General features: G+C 50.3%; 14 protein-coding genes. 12 read left to right on the top strand and 2 right to left on the bottom strand.

The features are described 5' to 3' along the window. Positions 1 to 53: 53 nt before the first annotated feature. From P2H89_RS31790 to P2H89_RS31750, 9 genes are all read left to right on the top strand, one after another. Positions 54 to 1,166: a formylglycine-generating enzyme family protein gene (locus tag P2H89_RS31790; RefSeq protein WP_275834878.1), complete on the top strand. Its 1,113-nt coding sequence runs from the start codon at positions 54 to 56 to the stop codon at positions 1,164 to 1,166. 273 nt (positions 1,167 to 1,439) lie between these two features. After that, positions 1,440 to 2,156, top strand: a complete 717-nt coding sequence (locus P2H89_RS31785) for a phosphoadenylyl-sulfate reductase (RefSeq protein WP_275834876.1) — start codon at positions 1,440 to 1,442, stop codon at positions 2,154 to 2,156. A 63-nt stretch (positions 2,157 to 2,219) separates the two neighbouring features. Beyond that, positions 2,220 to 3,128, top strand: coding sequence for a sulfate adenylyltransferase subunit CysD (gene cysD / locus P2H89_RS31780; protein ID WP_275834874.1), 909 nt, complete (start codon positions 2,220 to 2,222; stop codon positions 3,126 to 3,128). Between the two features lie 92 nt (positions 3,129 to 3,220). Continuing rightward, positions 3,221 to 4,462, top strand: a complete 1,242-nt coding sequence (locus P2H89_RS31775) for a GTP-binding protein (RefSeq protein WP_275834872.1) — start codon at positions 3,221 to 3,223, stop codon at positions 4,460 to 4,462. A gap of 109 nt (positions 4,463 to 4,571) precedes the next feature. Continuing rightward, positions 4,572 to 5,426, top strand: a complete 855-nt coding sequence (gene cobA / locus P2H89_RS31770; protein WP_275834870.1) for a uroporphyrinogen-III C-methyltransferase — start codon at positions 4,572 to 4,574, stop codon at positions 5,424 to 5,426. Then, entirely contained in the window at positions 5,410 to 7,137 is a 1,728-nt protein-coding gene (locus P2H89_RS31765) for a flavodoxin domain-containing protein (protein ID WP_275834868.1), read from the top strand. The genes cobA and P2H89_RS31765 overlap by 17 nt, the downstream gene beginning before the upstream one ends. Before the next feature lie 29 nt (positions 7,138 to 7,166). After that, positions 7,167 to 8,840 carry an NADPH-dependent assimilatory sulfite reductase hemoprotein subunit gene (locus P2H89_RS31760; protein ID WP_275834865.1) on the top strand — a complete coding sequence of 558 codons (1,674 nt, stop codon included), beginning with the start codon at positions 7,167 to 7,169 and terminating at the stop codon, positions 8,838 to 8,840. A 36-nt stretch (positions 8,841 to 8,876) separates the two neighbouring features. Further along, entirely contained in the window at positions 8,877 to 10,394 is a 1,518-nt protein-coding gene (locus tag P2H89_RS31755; protein ID WP_275834864.1) for a TSUP family transporter, read from the top strand. Between the two features lie 324 nt (positions 10,395 to 10,718). Continuing rightward, positions 10,719 to 13,649 carry a TonB-dependent receptor gene (locus tag P2H89_RS31750; protein ID WP_275834862.1) on the top strand — a complete coding sequence of 977 codons (2,931 nt, stop codon included), beginning with the start codon at positions 10,719 to 10,721 and terminating at the stop codon, positions 13,647 to 13,649. Between the two features lie 148 nt (positions 13,650 to 13,797). Here the strand turns inward: P2H89_RS31750 and metX are convergent, their stop codons facing one another. Beyond that, on the bottom strand, positions 13,798 to 14,808 hold the full coding sequence (gene metX / locus P2H89_RS31745) for a homoserine O-acetyltransferase (protein WP_275834860.1): 1,011 nt from the start codon (positions 14,806 to 14,808) through the stop codon (positions 13,798 to 13,800). A gap of 70 nt (positions 14,809 to 14,878) precedes the next feature. On the opposite strand from metX, the gene P2H89_RS31740 reads away from it, so the two are divergent. The 3 genes from P2H89_RS31740 to P2H89_RS31730 all read left to right on the top strand — a co-directional run bounded on the left by P2H89_RS31740 (position 14,879) and on the right by P2H89_RS31730 (position 17,628). Continuing rightward, on the top strand, positions 14,879 to 15,316 hold the full coding sequence (locus P2H89_RS31740; protein ID WP_275834858.1) for an OsmC family protein: 438 nt from the start codon (positions 14,879 to 14,881) through the stop codon (positions 15,314 to 15,316). A gap of 170 nt (positions 15,317 to 15,486) precedes the next feature. Further along, positions 15,487 to 16,659: an aminotransferase class I/II-fold pyridoxal phosphate-dependent enzyme gene (locus P2H89_RS31735; protein ID WP_275834855.1), complete on the top strand. Its 1,173-nt coding sequence runs from the start codon at positions 15,487 to 15,489 to the stop codon at positions 16,657 to 16,659. Between the two features lie 144 nt (positions 16,660 to 16,803). Beyond that, positions 16,804 to 17,628, top strand: a complete 825-nt coding sequence (locus tag P2H89_RS31730) for a CHAD domain-containing protein (protein ID WP_275834853.1) — start codon at positions 16,804 to 16,806, stop codon at positions 17,626 to 17,628. Positions 17,629 to 17,641: 13 nt separating this feature from the next. Here the strand turns inward: P2H89_RS31730 and murF are convergent, their stop codons facing one another. Beyond that, complete coding sequence (gene murF / locus P2H89_RS31725) at positions 17,642 to 18,916, bottom strand: UDP-N-acetylmuramoyl-tripeptide--D-alanyl-D-alanine ligase (protein ID WP_275834851.1); 1,275 nt, start codon at positions 18,914 to 18,916, stop codon at positions 17,642 to 17,644. Between the last annotated feature and the right edge of the window lie 32 nt (positions 18,917 to 18,948).

Genomic DNA, 18,948 nt, shown 5'->3' with positions numbered 1-18,948 from the left:
TCAAAGGCGAAAAAATAGCGCCTCTAAAACACAGGATGCCTTAACTTGGGGCAATGAAAAGAGGCCTCCTGCAGATCCTGGCACTAGGGTTTATTTATTCCTGTAATTCATCGGATGCGGCCAAAACTGCTGTTGCGCAACATGATACTGCGGTATCCTGCGAGTCGAATCTGCCTGCACGTTTTCCCGTGGCCGGCGGCGATAGCTCCATAGCGCAAAGCGATAGTGTATCGCACAACGGAATGATCTGGATCGCCGGCACCACGTATGGCATGGGGGCCACCGATAATGAAGGCAGGCCCGATGAATATCCGCAGCATAAAGTATCAGTGGCAGGTTTCTGGATCGACGCCACTGAGGTGACCAATGCACAGTTCAGCAAGTTTGTAGATGCCACCGGCTATGTAACCACTGCCGAAAAAAAGCCCGATTGGGAAGAGATGAAAAAACAGTTACCGCCCGGCACGCCCAAGCCTTCCGAAGATGTGCTGGTGGCTGCTTCGCTGGTATTTGCTCCGCCAGCACACCCGGTGCCGTTAGATGATGCCTCGCAGTGGTGGTCGTGGAAAAAAGGAGCCAACTGGCGCCATCCGCAAGGCGAGGGCAGCGACCTCAAAGGAAGAGACAATTATCCCGTAGTACATATCTCCTGGTTCGATGCAGAAGCCTATGCCCGCTGGGCCGGTAAGCGCTTGCCTACCGAAGCTGAGTGGGAGTATGCAGCAAGGGGTGGGGTACAGGATGCCATATACCCATGGGGTAATGAAGACATCGAAAAAGGCAAACCCAAGGCCAACACCTGGCAGGGCAGTTTCCCCGATAAGAATACAGGATGGGATCGCTTCCAGGCCTTGGCGCCTGTGAAATCGTTTGCGTCGAATCAATACGGACTATACGACATGGCAGGTAATGTATGGGAATGGTGCAGCGACTGGTATGATGCGAATTGGTATGCCGCACAAAAAAATGCCAATGCCTTCAACCCTGCCGGCCCCGGTCAAAGCAATGACCCCATGGAACCCACTGTGCCTAAGAAAGTAGTGCGCGGCGGATCCTTCATGTGCAATGCCTCTTACTGTAAAGGATACCGCGTTACAGCACGCATGAAAACCTCTCCCGATACTGGGCTTGAGCACACCGGATTCCGTTGTGTATCATCGAAATAATGCAGCCGGCTGGCGGAACTAACATTCATTAGCAACAGCAATTGTTAAAAAAAGTATTAGTCTACCTATGAGGTAGAAAAAATTGTCCGTTTCCGCCCCGGACCTTATCTTTGTTAGTGAGTCAACGAATTTTGTTCATGTTACACACTATCGCGATGCAATACAATACTATCTCCTATTGTTACAACTATTGTTGTTGCTGTTGATTCATTTCCTCCTATTTTGCTTGTTTCCCGCTATCATTTTTCGATTACCACTGAATGTTCAACATACATGCATACGTCACTTAAGGATTATACTGCCGAATTAACCTATCAGTCGAGTGGACTATCTATCGCTGAAGTGCTGGCATTGCTGGCGAGGACATTCCCCGGCCAGGTGACTTTCTCCACCAGCTTCAGCTTTGAAGATCAGGTGGTGGCCCATGAAATATTCAGCAACAGCCTTCCCATTAAAGTGTTTACCCTCGATACCGGACGCCTGTTTGCTGAAACCTATTCTGTGTGGAATAGTACCAATACAAAATATGAATCGAACGTAAAAGCATATTATCCCAATAACGAGGCGCTCGAGGAATTTGTGCTGCAAAACGGACCCAATGCTTTTTATGAGTCGGTAGAACATCGTAAGAAATGTTGTTTTATAAGGAAAGTAGAGCCATTGAAAAGAGCGCTTCAGGGGAATGCTGTATGGATCACGGGGCTGCGGGCGGAGCATTCCCCTGACAGGAACAACCTGGCCGTCTTCGAATGGGACGAGTCGAACCAGGTGATCAAGTACAATCCTATTCTGAACTGGACCACCGAAGCCGTGCGCCGGTTCATCGACGACAACAATGTTCCTTACAATCCGCTGCACGATAAGGGATTTGTGAGCATCGGTTGTGCCCCCTGTACGCGTGCCATCAGACCCGGAGAAGATTTCCGCGCCGGCCGCTGGTGGTGGGAGGACGCGAGTAAGAAAGAGTGTGGCCTGCATGTTCATTCATAAGGACACAACGGCGAAAAATAATACAGTAATAAATACTTTTGAAGGAATAAAAATATTGAACGAATGAGTGCTTACAGATTAGATTACCTGGATCAGTTGGAGTCGGAAGCGATACATATCTTCCGTGAAGTGGCAGGTCAGTTCGAAAGGCCCGCCTTGTTGTTTTCGGGAGGTAAGGATTCTATCACTCTTGTTCACCTGGCCCTCAAAGCCTTCAGACCCGGCAAGTTCCCCTTCCCGCTGGTACACATCGATACCGGCCATAATTTCCAGGAAGCGTTGGACTACCGCGATGCACTGGCGGCTACCCTCGGTGAAAAGCTCATTGTTCGCCATGTAGGTGATACCATCAAGGCAAAGCAACTTACTGAGCCCAAAGGGAAATTTGCCAGCCGCAATGCGCTGCAAACCTTCACCCTGCTCGATACCATCGAAGAGTTCAAGTTCGATGCCTGTATTGGTGGCGCACGCCGCGATGAAGAAAAAGCAAGGGCCAAAGAAAGAATTTTCTCTGTAAGGGACGAATTCGGGCAGTGGGACCCCAAACTGCAACGCCCCGAACTCTGGAATACCTACAATGGTAAGATCCACAAGGGCGAGAACGTACGGGTATTCCCCATCAGCAACTGGACCGAGCTCGACGTATGGAACTATATCCGTCGTGAGAAGATCGGGCTGCCTTCCATCTATTTCTCGCACGATCGGGAAGTGATCGAACACCAGGGACAGCTGGTAGCTGTATCCGAGTTCATCCAGCTCGAGTCTACGGATAGGGTGCTTACCAGAAAAGTACGTTATCGCACAGTGGGTGATATGACCTGTACTGCAGCCGTTGAATCTACAGCCACTAACATTGACGATATCATTACCGAGATCATTGCTACCAAAACCAGTGAGCGTGGTGAAACACGTATCGACGATCGGGTATCCGAAGCAGCGATGGAAGACAGGAAGAAGAACGGATATTTCTAATGGCTGCGTCTAATGGCGCAAAAGCACAACGGGTGCTTCCGGGTGTGCAACCGACAAAACAAACAAAACAGTAACAACTATAAATTATTAAGATGGACTTACTTCGTTTCATAACTGCCGGTAGTGTTGATGATGGCAAAAGCACCCTGATTGGCCGGTTGCTGTATGATAGTAAGAGTATCATGATCGATCAGCTGGAAGCGATCGAGCGCCAGAGCAAGAACAAGGAAGAAGGGGAGATCGACCTCGCTTTGCTGACAGATGGCCTGCGCGCAGAACGTGAACAGGGTATCACTATCGACGTAGCGTATAAGTATTTCTCTACCCCCAAACGGAAGTTCATCATTGCCGATGCGCCCGGTCATATTCAGTATACCCGCAACATGGTTACAGGAGCTTCCAATGCCGACCTGGCCATCATCCTCATCGATGCGCGCAATGGAGTAGCGGAACAAACACGCCGTCACTCGATCATCGCATCACTGCTGAACATCCGCCACGTCGTGGTGGCCATCAATAAAATGGACCTGGTGAATTTCTCCCAGGATGTGTACAACAATATTGTGATTGATTATGCTAAAGTGGCCCAGTCGCTCGGGCTTAAGCAGGTTACCTATATACCGCTCAGCGCCTTGCAGGGAGATAATATCGTAGAGAAGTCGGATAAGATGAGCTGGTACGAAGGTCCATCCCTGTTGAATTACCTCGAAGAAGTGGAGATCCAGGATACCATCGATCTAACCAATGGCCGTTTCCCGGTACAGTATGTGATCCGTCCTCAAACGGACGATCTGCATGACTACCGTGGTTACGCCGGTAAGATCATCAGCGGCGTGTACAAAGTGGGCGATACGGTAACTGTACAGCCCGCCGGGATTCAAAGCAGGATCAAGGCTATTGAAGTTGCCGGTAAGGAAGTAGAGGAGGCATTTGCGCCCCAGAGCATAGTGCTGCACCTAGCCGATAATATCGATATCAGTCGTGGTGATGTGATAGTAAATGCTGCCCAGCCCGTGAAGACGGCCCAGGAGCTGGAGGTGCTGGTATGTTGGATGGACAATAAGCCGCTGGTACCCGGAAATAAGTATCTGTTGCAAATCAATAGCCGCGTAGTACGATCGGTAGTCCGGAATATAGAATACAAGCTGGATGTAAATACACTCGAAAGGAATGAAGCTCCTGCACAGGCATTGCTGAATGATGTGATCAAAGCCACGATCAAAACCGCCTCCCCCATCCCGTACGATTCCTACCAGGAGTTAAGGGCTAATGGTGGCGCCATCCTGATCGATGAGACCAGCCACGTAACCGTGGGCGCCTGTATGATCCAATAATCAATAAAGCAATAACGGCCATGGTCCATGGCCGCCCGGATAATGCAAAAAGACAGTAAATACTGTTGATATTTTTTTGCCCCTTTAATCTACTAAAAAAGTAGACATAATGAGTACAAAGCAAACAGGTAAGGTGATATTGGCGGGCGCCGGCCCGGGTGATCCCGAATTGCTGACCATCAAGGTGGCCCGTTACCTGCAGCAGGCTGATGTGGTATTGACCGACCGGCTGGTGAGTGAGGATATACTCAAGGCCTGGGTACCTGCCGATGCGGAACTGATCTATGTTGGCAAGCAGTGCCGCCGCGGCTTATCGACACCTCAGGAAACGATCAATGAACTGATCGTTGAATATGCTTTGGCCGGTAAACTGGTCGTGCGCCTGAAGGGTGGGGATGTCTCCATCTTCTCGAATGTGCTGGATGAATTGCAGGCGCTCGCCGCAAACCAAATACCTTATGAGATTATTCCCGGCGTAACAGCCGCCCTGGGAGCCGCTGCTTTTGCAGGCATTCCACTCACCGCCAGAGGGTACTCGACAGCTGTTCGATTCCTTACTTATTATAAATCCGACGTGGTATCGGAAGCATATTGGAAAGAGCTGGCTGCAACAGATGATACCCTGGTATTCTATATGTCGTCCGAAACCCTCGATGGGGTAGTGGCGAATCTTACGAAAAACAATATCAGTGCCGATAAGCTGCTGGCGGTAGTTGAACAGGCTACCACGCCACTGCAGAACGTGCACGTGTCGAACATCTATGCTTACAACGAACAGTTGAAAGGCATCAAATTCATTTCTCCTTCCCTGGTGATCATTGGTAAGGTAGTGGGCCTCCATGAGCAGTTCAACTGGCTGGCCAACAGCAATAGCAGGGAAGAATACTTTAAGCCTGTAGCCAAGTTATTTACAACCATAACCGACCATACTGAAAAAGTAAAAGACCATGTTAGTAGAGCCTAAATTGAAGTTGTTGCTTGACCTGGTAAACACTTCCAGCAAAGACGAGTTGATCTGGATGAATGGATACCTGGCTGGCTTGCTGGCACAACACCAGCCTGCGCAACAGTCGGCCCCCGCACCCGCGGCAGCGCCTGCTGATGCCAAGCCTGCCGTACAGAAGATTACCATTGCTTACGGTACCGAAACCGGCAACTCCAAGAAGCTGGCTGCTGATTTTGCTTCGCAGGCGAAGAAGAAGGGCATTAATGCCAAACTGGTGAGCCTGGATCAGTATAAACTCAACGACCTGTCGAAAGAAGAATATTTCTTTACCATCATCAGTACACAAGGTGAAGGTGAACCACCTGCCACCGCGAAGAAGTTCTACGACCATATTCACCAAAATGGATTCAAGCTCAACCAGCTGAAGTTTGGTGTACTGGCACTCGGCGATACATCGTATCCCTTGTTCTGCAAGGCCGGCGAAGATGTCGATGCACAGTTACTGAAGTTGGGCGGTCAGCGCGTAGTATCGTTGCAGTGCTGCGATACCGATTACCACACGGAAGCAACCAGCTGGTTCTCCAATGTGTTGACGCAGCTCACTACAGCGGGCAGCGCCGCGCCCGCAGCCACTGCAGGCGTAGCGGTTGCTAAGAAAGCCACCGGAAAGAAAACTTATAAAGGCACCGTCCTTACCAATATAAACCTGAACGACCGCGGTGCTTCCAAAGAAACCTACCATATCGAGATAGGTGTAGAGGAAGAAGTGGATTACCTGCCGGGCGATTCATTGGGCATCATTCCCGAAAACTCAAAGCAGGTGGTAGATACCATACTGGCGCTGGGTTTCAGCAATAACAATACAGAGATCGCTTTCCGCAACGAAAGCGATTCGATCTACAACCACCTGAAGAAGCGTATCAATATAGCCTGGCTACCCGAGCGCGTGGTGAAGCAGTATGCGGCGATCGTAAAGCAGGATATACCCGAAACCAAGATCGGCCTGGTAGACCTAATGAAGATCTATCCGGTAAAGGACCTGCAACAATTCCTGGAAGTGTTTTCGATCCTGGAGCCCATAACGCCCCGGTTGTATTCGATCTCTTCTTCTCCCAATGCCCACAGCGGGGAGATGCATGTTACGGTAGCAAGGGATACTTTCTACATTAACCAGGAAGCGAAGTACGGACTCTGCTCCGATTACCTGTCGCAGCACCTCTCCCCCGACAGTGAAATACAGTTCTATATTCACAAGAACAACCAGTTCAGACTACCCGAAGCCGGCAAAGATGTGATCATGATAGGGCCCGGTACCGGAATTGCTCCCTTCCGTTCCTTCCTCGCCGAGCGCGATGCGACCGGAGCAGAAGGACGCAACTGGCTCTTCTTCGGCGATCAGCATTTCATAACCGACTTCCTGTACCAAACCGAATTGCAGAACTGGTTGCAAACCGGCGCTTTGACCAATATCAGCCTCGCCTTCTCGCGCGACCAGGACTATAAGATCTATGTACAGCACCGCATCCTGGAGAAAGCTGCCGAGCTGTGGAAGTGGATCAGTAACGGCGCCTATGTGTACATATGTGGTGCAAAGGCGCCGATGAGTGTAGACGTAGAGTTTGCCCTGCTGCAGGTGATACAGCGCTATGGCGCCAAAACCGACGAGCAGGCCATCCAGTACCTCAATCAACTGAAAGAGGAAGGCAGGTATTTGTTAGATGTTTATTAATCAGTCAACCGACCATTCACTACCGAAATATGAGTACGAATAAGAATTTGTCGCCCGTAGAGAAGATCAAAACCGAAAGTGATGCACTCCGTGGCACCCTCAAACAAAGCTTACACGATGAAATAACCGGCGCGTTGCGGGAGAATGACCAATCGCTGATCAAGTTTCACGGTATGTACCAGCAAGACGACCGCGACCGTCGTGAAGAGCGCAGCGCCAAGAAGCTGGAATGGCTGTATTCATACATGGTGCGTCTCCGCCTGCCGGGTGGTTTCCTTACACCGGAACAATGGCTGGGTCTGCACAACATCGCCGGTGAACATTCTACCGGTACTATCAAGATCACGACCAGGCAAACCATACAGCTGCACGGTATTCTCAAATCGCACATCAAGCCTACCTTGCAGGCTTTCAATACGATCCACCTCGATTCTATTGCCGCTTGCGGTGATGTGAACCGAAATGTAGTGTGTGGTGCACACCCCAAGCAGTCGCCCATTCATGAAGAAGTGTTTCAATATGCCGGTAAACTGAGCCAACTCGCACTGCCTAAGACGAAGGCATATTACGAAGTGTGGTTGAACGAAAAGCCATTGACCGATAAGAAGGAAGAAGAAGATCCCTTGTACCAGGAGCGTTACCTGCCCCGGAAATTCAAGATCGCCATTGCCATACCGCCACACAACGATGTGGATGTATTTACCAACGACCTGGGGTTGATAGCCATAGTGGAGAACGGCAAGCTGATCGGTTTCAACATGGCCGTAGGCGGGGGGCTCGGTGCTACCCACGGCAATGCGAGTACTTATCCGCGCCTGGGAACTATCCTCGGTTTTGTACGCGGCGAAGAAAATACGTTGAAGGCTGCTTATGAAGTGATCACCATACAGCGGGATTTCGGTAACCGCAGCGACCGCAAACTGTCGCGTCTGAAATATACGGTCGACCGCATGGGTGTAGAGGCATTCAAGGCCGAACTGGAAAAACGTTGCGGCTTTGCGCTCGAAGAGACCAAAGACTTCAAGTTCGATCACCGGCCCGATTATTACGGCTGGCACCAGAACCATGAGCAGAAATGGTACTATACTGTATTCTCAGAAAATGGTCGCATTCTTGACGACGAAAAGGTGGCCATGAAAACGGCACTCCTGGAAATAGCTAAAACCGGGAAAGCCAATTTTCGCTTCACTTGCAATCAGAATGTCATAGTTAGTGATATCGCCCCAAAAGATAAAAAAGCGGTTGAAGATATTTTGGAGCAATTTGGTATCATTGCACACACTAACAGTGCCGGCCCTGTTCGGCGCAGTGCGATTGCCTGTGTGGCCTTCAATACCTGCCCGCTGGCCCTGGCCGAAGCTCAACGATACCTGCCCACGCTGATCAGTAAGATAGAGCCACTGATGGATAAACACAAGATCAGCGATGATGAGATTTCCGTGAGAATGACGGGTTGCCCCAATGGATGCGGAAGACCTTATGCCGCAGAGATCGGTTTTGTAGGTACTGGTTATGGACTGTACAATATGCACCTGGGCGGCGATCGCGATGGTTTCAGGCTCAATAAGAAATACAAGGATAGCCTCGACGAATCGGCGATTTTGCGTGAGCTGGACAGCCTCTTCGAGGTATACAGCAAGAAGCGGAAGGAAGGTGAAACATTTGGAGATTTTGCCGTACGTGAACAATGGGTTACAGCATAGATCTGGAAAAACGAACAACTAATTAATACCTACAGGATGTCGAAAGAAAATCAACAAACCAAAATACCGGGAGCCGAAGCAGCGGCACAGGATGCCAACTTCCTGTTCCCGGTATTTCTGCGTCTCGAGGTCCTGGAGGTGCTGCTGGTAGGCGCTGGGAAGGTGGGCTTGGAAAAGCTCACCGCCATCCTGAACAACTCCCCACAGGCGAAGGTGTCGGTGGTAGCCACCAAAGTATTGGAAGAAGTACGGGAACTCGCCGAAAATTATCAGTTCGTGAGCATCGGGGAACGCCCGTTTGAAGAGGCCGATCTCGATGGAAAAGACCTGGTGGTACTGGCCATAGATGATAAAGAGGCCAGCAAAACCATCCGTGATCTTGCCCGTGAACGGAAGATATTGGTCAACGCTGCCGATAAGCCCGATCAATGCGACTTCTACCTGAGCTCCGTGGTGCAGAAAGGCAATCTTAAAATAGCGATCTCTACTAACGGTAAGTCACCTACGGCGGCTAAGCGTATCAAGGAGGTATTAAACAAGGCATTGCCAGGTGAACTCAATGAGGTGATCAATAACCTGCATACCGTACGAAACAGGCTCAATGGCAATTTTGAATATAAGGTGAAGCGCCTCAATGACCTCACCAAAATTCTCGTTGAGCGTGATACCGCCGAAAAGGAAAGACGTTGGCGAAAAATAGCCACCTATTCGCTGCTGATCTTCGCGGCCATGCTGATCGGTCATTTCATTTTTTCTTACCTGCCTTTACGCCAAATGGCCGATGATACCGTTAAATGGTACCAGACCCTCGACAAGAACTTCCATTGGATGGTTATGGCGGGTTTCCTCGCCCAGTTGGTGGACGGTGCCCTCGGTATGGGGTACGGTGTTACCAGTACCACGATCCTGCTCTCTGCAGGGGTAAACCTGGCAGCGATCAGTGGAAGTATCCATACGGCAGAAATGTTTGCGAGCGGAGCTTCTGGTTATAGCCACTATAAATTTGGAAACGTCAACAAAAAACTGTTCCGCGTACTGGTAATACCTGGTGTGATTGGGGCGATCCTGGGCGCTATATTGCTCTCTAAATACGGTGAATCACATACCGCCTACCTGCGCCCTATCCTGGCATCGTATACAATGTTCCTGGGATTGAAGATCCTCTATAATGCGTTCAGGCAGCAACAGCAGAAAAAGAAATTCAAACGGTATGGATTGTTGGCCGGTGCAGGCGGTTTCCTCGATTCATTTGGCGGTGGCGGTTGGGGACCTATCGTAACCACCACGTTGATCACCAAAGGCCGCAGCCCACGTTTTGTGATCGGATCGGTAAGCCTTACAGAATTCTTTGTAACCCTGGCAAGTGCTTTCACCTTCTTCACCCTGCAAGGGGTATCGCACTGGCAGGTTATTGTAGCCCTGATCGTCGGCGGCCTGCTGGCTGCGCCGCTGGCTGCCAAGCTAACCGGTAAGCTGCCGAGAAAAACAGCTATGATCCTTTTAGGAGCCCTGGTGATCTTCTGGAGCATCAGGATCATCATCAAGATATTTTAAGTAGAAAGCCCGGCAGCATAACCTGACCGGGCTTTAAAATATTTTAATAGTCTAGTAAAAGAATAGACTGTATATCCAAAATAACTATTAATTTAGCGCCATGATGCAATACCAGTACACCCATATACAGCCATATTACTACCTGGCACCCATCTCCACACTAAGCCGCTGTTGTTGTTGAAACAAACAGAAACCGAGCAAGTTCACTCAAACAAAACGATCAACTACTCAATACTCCCGGAACTTATCGATAAATCCGGGATTTTTAAGACCTAATAAGTCTACTAATAAAATAGACTTTAACCGACAAACATCAACGACAGTATGAAGCCCATTTATTTGCTGCTGGTAACCCTCCTTAGCCTGGCAAGGGTGAATGCCCAGGAAGTAAGCCTGATTGAAGTAACAGGCCGCGTTACCGATCAGGACAAACACGAACCCCTATCCGACGTTAGTATCCAGATAAAAGGAACCGTTCAGGGAACCATCACCAACCGCGCCGGTGAATTTACCCTCCGTACCAAGGCCAAACCTCCTTTTACGCTCGTATTCTCTTCCATTGGATTTAAAGAACAGGAACTGGAGGTAAAGAGCCTTGGCTCTAACCTGCAGATCGCCCTGGCCACCCAAACCTATATCGGCAATGAGGTGGTAGTTACCGCTTCCCGGGTTCCTGAGAACATCCTGAAATCGCCCGTAGCCATCGATAAACTCGATATCCGGGCCATCAGACAAACTGCCGCTCCCAGTTTCTATGATGCCTTGGAGAATATAAAAGGCGTACAGATGACCACCTCGAGCCTTACTTTCAAAGTGCCCAACACCCGTGGCTTCAACATTCCCAACAACTTCCGTTTTATGCAACTGGTGGATGGGGTAGATATGCAGGCCGCAACACTGGGTGTGCCGCTGGGTAATGCCATCGGGCCCACCGAACTGGATATTCAAAGCGTGGAGATCACACCCGGTGCCGCCTCCGCCCTCTATGGTATGAATGCCATCAACGGCATGGCCAATCTCATCACCAAAGATCCCTTTACCAACCAGGGATTGAGCTTCTACCAAAAGACGGGGGTAAACCATGTCGACAACCGCGATCATGACGCAGGTATACTTACCGAAACCGCTATCCGCTATGCCAAAGCATTCGGTAACAAGTTTGCCTTCAAGGTCAATGCCAGCTACCTGCAGGGTGTTGATTGGATCTCCGATACCAGGCTTGATCAAAATCCCAATAGTAAGAACTCAGCCAACCCGGCATACCCTTCTCTCAACGGCGCCAACAACATTGCTTTCGATGGCTGGAATAAATACGGCGACGATGCCCTGCAGCTGAGTAACACCGTTTCCGTAACCGGACTCACCATCGACGATGTACCCAACCGTACCCTTACTGTTGCGCGCACCGGTTATTGGGAAAAAGACCTCGTTGATCCCAAAGTAGACAACCTGAAAGTAGACCTCGCATTACACTATCGTTTAAATACCAATACACTCCTGTCTTATTCGTACAGGGTTGGTAAAATGGATGGGGTGTTTCAGCGTGGGAATAAAGTGAAGCTCGACAATGTAGTGGTGCAAAACCATCACCTCGAACTGAAAGGCATCAACTACAACATTAAGGCTTACATGATCAAGGAACGTACCGGCGATTCTTACAACGTAAAACCGTTGGCCGATAATATGGACTTGTATACCGGCGGCAGCGGATCTGCCTGGGGCACCAAGTACAAAGACGCCCTGAACGCTTATGCAACTGCGAATGGCGGCAAGCTTACTGCTGCCAACCTGGCTGCTGCTACTGCATTCGCCCGGCAGAAGGCGGATGCGAGCCGGGCAGAACCCGGTACCGAACGTTTCGCAAGGGTAAAAGATTCTATTATCAGGATCAATAACTGGGATATCAAATCGTCCCTGATTCCTGATGCTCCTGCTACCGGTGGTGCTGCCCTGATCCAGAAAAGCAATGTGTACCATGTAGAAGGACAATGGGATCTTACCAAATACACCAAAGCATTCAACCTCCTCATCGGTGCCGATGCCCGCGTGTACGAACTGATCCCTGATGGTAACAACTTCGTCGATTTCAGCCGCCCTATCGATCAGCGCAACCTGCCCGATAAGAACGGAGGATATGGCGATAATACCTATTACAAGAAATTTGGCGGCTTTGCGCAGGTCACCAAAACCTTCTTCAATGAAAAGCTGAAGTTGTTTGCCTCGCTGCGTTCCGACTACAACCCCGAGTTCGATCCCAAGTTTACCCCCCGTATCGCTGCAGTATATACATTCAAGGAGCGCCACAACTTTAGGGCTACCTTCCAGCAAGGATACCGGTTCCCTGCCTTGTTCGAAGCACTTTCTTATGTGAACAATGGCCGTGTAAAACGCGTAGGCATATTGCCTATCATCAACGAGGGGTTGGGCTTCCGCGAGAACAGCTATACACAGCCTTCCGTAGCCGCTTTCAATGCTGCGGTTAAAGCTGCTGGAAACTCCGATGCGGCAGCACTGGCCAACCGGAACCTGCTCGAAGTAGCCAGGCTGCCCGATGGCCGTCCCGAAGGCATCAACTCTTTTGAGGTAGGATACAAGAGTGTGCTGTTTGGCAACAAGCTCCTCATCGATGTAGATGCTTATGCCAACGTATATGATGGCTTCCTGGGCCAGGTACAGGTGTATGTACCCAAGGGTGAAACAGTGGGCAGCGATGCGGCCGTGATCGCCATGGTCGATCGCAACCGCGATGCCACTACTGCCAGCAACGGCAACGCTGCCAGCAAAGGACAGGATCGTTACCGCGTGTATACGAACGCAAAGAATAAATACACTACGTATGGTTCATCGCTGGGCATTACTTACAATTTCTTCAAAACTTTCGCGGTGTCTGGCAACTTGAACTACAATGATATTAAAGGCAATGAAACGGCCGACCTGTTTGTGACCGGCTTCAATACGCCCCGTTGGACGAGTAACCTCTCCTTTGGTAACCGCGCTGTTACACCCAATATCGGCTTCAACGTAACCTGGAGATGGCAGGATGCCTTCCTGTGGGAGAGCCCACTGGTTACCGGCCGGGTAGCTGCCTACCAAACCATCGATGCACAAGTTACCTTCCGCCTGCCTGCTTTGAAGAGCTCTATTAAAGCTGGAGGTACCGATCTGTTGAACAATCGTTATCTGCAATACGCCGGCGGTCCTTCTATCGGTGGCTTGTACTATGTGGCCATTACGGTTGATGGCTTGCTGAAATGATCTTTCTGATGAATGGAAAAGGCCTTGCGAGGTAGTGATACCCAAGCAAGGCCTTTCTTATTTTGAGTTGAGATGATCGATGTGTTGGTGTTGGCGGGGCCACCTGAAGTAACATGATTACTATCCTGGTTTTAGGAGTAGCAGGCTATTAATTCCCCAGCCAGTTCTGTAAACATTGAGAGATCTTTTCTCCCTCTACCATAAATCCATCGTGGCCATAGGCAGAGTCGATCTCTACCAGGGTAGCATTCGGCAACTGAGCCTGGATATGCCGCTGCTCGATGAGCGGACAAAGGATGTCGCTGCTGATGCCGATGATGAGGGTTTGCTGCCGGATCGTTTGTAACAAGGCATCTACATGGCCGCCGCGCCCGCGGCCCAGGTTATGGGTGTCCATAGCCTTGGTAAGCGTCCAGTAGCTGAAAGCATTGAAGCGTTTTACCAGTTTGTCGCCCTGATAATTGATGTAAGAAGCGGCCCGGTAGGCATCGAGTTTTTCACCGTCGGGGTCCGTTTGCTTTTGCACCATGATGCCGTAGTTGCGATAGGTCAGCATACCTACTGCCCGGGCAGCTTTTAATCCTTTGCTGCCGGCATAGGGAGCGTTCTCCTGCCAGGTACTGTCGGCCTCGATGGCCAGCCGCTGTGTGGCGTGAATAGCGATGCCCCAGGCGCTCTCGGTAGGTGAGGTGGCTAACAGGAACAACCGGTCTATGAGGCTGTTTTCCTGGATGCACCATTCCATGGCCTGGTATCCGCCCATACTGCCGCCCATGAGCAGGTAGATGCGTTCAATACCAAGATGGCGGCGAAGCAGGATGTGCGCCTGCACCATGTCGCGGATGGTAATGAGGGGAAACTGATGATAGTAAGGCTGTCCCGTTGTGGGGTTATTGCTGAGCGGGCCCGTAGTGCCATAACAAGAACCCAGGATGTTCGCACAAACAATAAAATACTGGTCGGGGTTTACAACATAATCCTGCCCAACGACCCCTTTCCACCAGTCGGCAACGTCGGAATTGGCCGTCAGGGCGTGGCAGATCCACACTACTTTACTATCAGCCCGCAGGGTGCCGTAGGTATGATAGGCAATCGTGAGTTCTGGTAATGACGCGCCGTTTTCCAGGGGAAAGGGCTGATGATAATGGAAATACTTCATTCTACCGATTAGCTAAATTCAGGGTGCAAAGTAAATGCCTGCATGAATTACATTTGCAAAAATCTTTGCCATGATCAAAATTGAGCTAGAAAGGGTTTCGGGAGATTACGGATTTGCTGCAAAAGACGCTTACGGCCATGTTGTACATACGGACAGTAGCCCGGAATCGGGTGGTACAAACTTTGGGGTACGTCCTATGCAATTGCTACTCATGGGGTTAGGCAGTTGCAGTGGCATCGATATCGTGTCTATCCTCAAAAAGCAGAAGCAAACGATCGACACCTTTACCATGAAGATCGAAGGCCTGCGGGAGCCCGGAAAAGAGCCCTCCATCTGGCAGGATGTGACCATCGTTTTTGAACTCACTGGCGATATAGACCCCGATAAGGCCCGCAAAGCCTGTCAGCTTTCCATGGATAAATACTGCTCCGTAGCCGAAACCATGCGTCGCGCAGGTGGTAACCTGAAGTGGGAAGTAAAGGTGAACCAGCAGGCGGCCGCCCAATAAGCGAAGTGACCGACCGCGCCAGGGCACACAACAAGGTCATAAAATTTACCCGTTGGCAATTAGCCACCCAACCGGCAAACCCGGTTTCCGGCAGGCTGCCGCTCAACAAGAAATAATAATTTACCGTATTCACATCCGAACCATGTTCGGGTCAACTTGTAATCTTTATCATGTCACAACATCCCATCACGAAAGCGATCCGTACGCAAACCGACCGTACGCCCGAAATGGAGCATTCCACGCCGTTATTCTTAACCAGTAGCTTTTGTTTCGACTCGGCCGAAGAAATGCGCGCCGCTTTCGCGGATGAAACGGATGATAATATTTACAGCCGCTTTACCAATCCCAACGTAAAAGAGTTTACAGATAAGATCTGTGCCCTCGAAGGGGCTGAAGCAGGATATGCCACTGCATCTGGAATGAGCGCCATCTTCGCCTCTTTTATGGCCTTGATGAAGAAAGGTGATCATTTGCTTTCCTGCAATGCCATCTTCGGCAGCACCCATACCGTGATCACGAAATTTCTGCCCAAGTATGGCATCGAATCTTCTTATGTCAGCGCATCGTCCGATGCTGCTGCCTGGGAAGCCGCCATTCGTCCCAATACGAAGATGATCTATATCGAAACCCCTACCAATCCGGGACTCGATATCATCGACCTGCAAATGGTGTCGGCGATTGCCAAAAAGCACAACCTCATCCTGAATGTAGACAACTGCTTCGCTACACCGATCGGTCAGCGTCCCATTGACCTGGGAGCCGACCTCGTGGTGCATTCTGCTACCAAGTGGATCGACGGACAGGGTAGGGTACTGGGTGGCGTAATAGTGGGCCGGCCCGACCTCATCAAAGACGTCTACCTGTTTTGCCGTAGCACGGGGCCATCGCTTTCTGCTTTCAATGCCTGGCTGCTCAGCAAAAGCCTTGAAACGCTCGATGTACGCATGGAGCGCCATGCCACCAACGCCTTGAAGCTGGCACAAGCCATCGAAAATCACCCCAAAGTATCCTGGACCAAATATCCTTTCCTAAAGAGCCATCCGCAACATACCATTGCCTTGAAACAAATGAAGAACGGCGGTGGTATCGTTTGTTTTGAACTGAAAGGTGGATTGGCCAGCGGACGCAAATTCCTCGACAGCCTGCAGATGTTGTCGCTCACGGCCAACCTGGGCGATACACGCAGTATCGCATCGCATCCGGCCAGTACTACCCATGCCAAGCTCTCAGAAGAAGAAAGACTCGCCGTGAACATCACGCCCGGATTGATACGCATATCTACCGGTCTGGAACATGCCGACGATATCATCAACGATATATTGCAGGCACTCGATAAATGCTAAAAGAGGCCAACTGATCAGCGTTCCCGGATCCTGGCCTATCTACGCCTAAGGAGGGCAACTCGTTGCCGTTAGGAGATCGTAGTCTATCCACGGCTAAGAAGGCCAACTGCTGTAAATTTCGTACCTTATGTACAAACTTGCAGTATGAAAAGGGCCTTGCTGGCAGATGTGATCAGGAAACATGGACGCCGTATCAAACGCTATGGCGACCAATTGCCCGGTCATTTCGAGGTGGAAATGGTGCATGATCTCCGGCTGGAGTATAAAAAGCTCCGAGCATTTACCCGTTTGCTGAAAGAGTCTAGGAAAGCCCGCGATATAGGCATTCCCCCGGAAATAAAATCAGTGTATCATACCGCTGGTAGGGTGCGCGACTTTCAATTATTCATACCGCTGGTAATGGCCAGGCAGGAGACAGAAGGCGTCCGGTTAAATCAATATACCTCTTCTCTGGAGCAGCGATTGTTTACCGCCAAGGAATTGTTGGTGAAAGCCATCGAAAAGCTAAAGGCGAATAAAGCCATTGATCAGCTGACCACCTCATTGCCATCCTACCTCGATGATAAGATCGTTCGCCGTTTCATCCATCGCAAAATAGCTTCCGTGCAGGTGATGTTGCTGGCCCTGGAAAAAGACAGGGAACTGCACGCTATCCGAAAGCAGTTGAAAGATATTATCCTCAACATTCGCATCTTCGACAGCGACTGGGGTATATCATTTCCGGTAACGGCCTGGCGCAGTGAAAAACGATTACACGAAGTAGCCTCCATGCTGGGCGATTTCAATGATCGCTGTATCGCGTTGTCCTTTTTGTCGGACAGTACCCTCCACGCTTTGCCCGAAGAAGAAAAGGCACACCTGGTGAGCTGGCGTACAGCCCTCATCAACGAAAAGCAGCAGATCATGCAAAAACTCATGGAGCAATTGCAACAGCTGCACCTCATCTCTAATTTTGAAAAACAATATTGACCACACTTTATCCCTAAGCCAGCACTTTCTCCATTTGCATGCTGCGCGATCCCTTGATCAAAAAGAAGGTATGATGAAGATCCTGTTGCCTGAACCATTCAGCAGCCTGCACGGCATTTTCCTTACTGATGAAAGGGTGTTCGATCTTCAGGAAGTCGCCGCCCACCAGTACCACGGAATCCCATGGGTACTGCTGTAGGAGAGCAACGATCTGCTTGTGCTCATCGAGGCTTTCGGGGCCCAATTCGGCCATCGCACCCAGCATTAATACCTTATGATCAGCTTTGATGCCGGCAAAGTTTTCGATGGCGGCGCGCATACTGCTGGGGTTGGCATTATAGGCATCGAGAATGATCTTGTTATCGCCGCGTTCCATCAATTGTGAGCGGCTGTTGGAAGGAGCATACTGTTCAATAGCCTTTTTGATGAATTGATCTTCCACCCCGAAATGCCGCCCTATGGCAGCTGCCACCAAAACATTGGGCAGGTTATAGGCGCCTACCAGCTGGGTTTGGATCGTAAAGGCATTATCCGAGGTAATAGCGACAGAAAGGAATGGTTCGCTTTGCACCAGCTGGCCGGTAACATCGGCATCGGCCGTGCCATATTTGATGATATGAGGTAGCCCCTGGCTCATCGTGTGCAGGTAATCATAATCCCACATCACAAAGGCGGTACCATTGTTGGCACGCAGGTAATCGTATAGTTCGCCCTTGCCCTTGCGTACGCCTTCCACGCCGCCAAATCCTTCCAGGTGGGCCTTGCCCGCATTGGTAATGATGCCATGCGTAGGCAGGGTGTAGGCACAATAGGACGCAATTTCCTGTTGGTGATTGGCGCCCATTTCGATCACCGCCATTTGCGCGTCTTTCTGAACACGCAGTATTGTTAGCGGCACACCGATATGGTTATTAAGGTTGCCATAGGTCGTATAAGTTTTGAACCTGGTAGACAACACCGCGTGCACGAGTTCCTTTGTGGTGGTTTTCCCGTTGCTGCCCGTAATGGCGATGAATGGGATATCGAACTGCTGGCGATGGTGTTTGGCCAATTGTTGAAGGGTGTCGAGCGTATCGCTCACGACGATGATACGTTCGTTGGGCGTGGCCGGTGCTTCATCCACCACAGCATAGGCTGCGCCGGCTGCCAGTGCTTTTTCGGCAAACTGGTTGGCGTTGAAGTTGGGGCCTTTCAGCGCAAAGAAAATATCTCCCTGCTTAAGGCTGCGGGTATCGGTTTGAACGGAAGGGTATTGCTGGAATATTGAATAGAGTTGTTTGATCGTCATACAACAAATATAATGAAGCCACTAAAAAAAAC

Origin of the sequence: Paraflavitalea sp. CAU 1676, from assembly GCF_029223285.1 — a bacterium.
Taxonomy (GTDB): Bacteria; Bacteroidota; Bacteroidia; order Chitinophagales; family Chitinophagaceae; genus Paraflavitalea.
The sequence above is the reverse complement of the archived record's forward strand: the minus strand, read 5'-3'. Positions and strand labels throughout refer to the sequence as shown.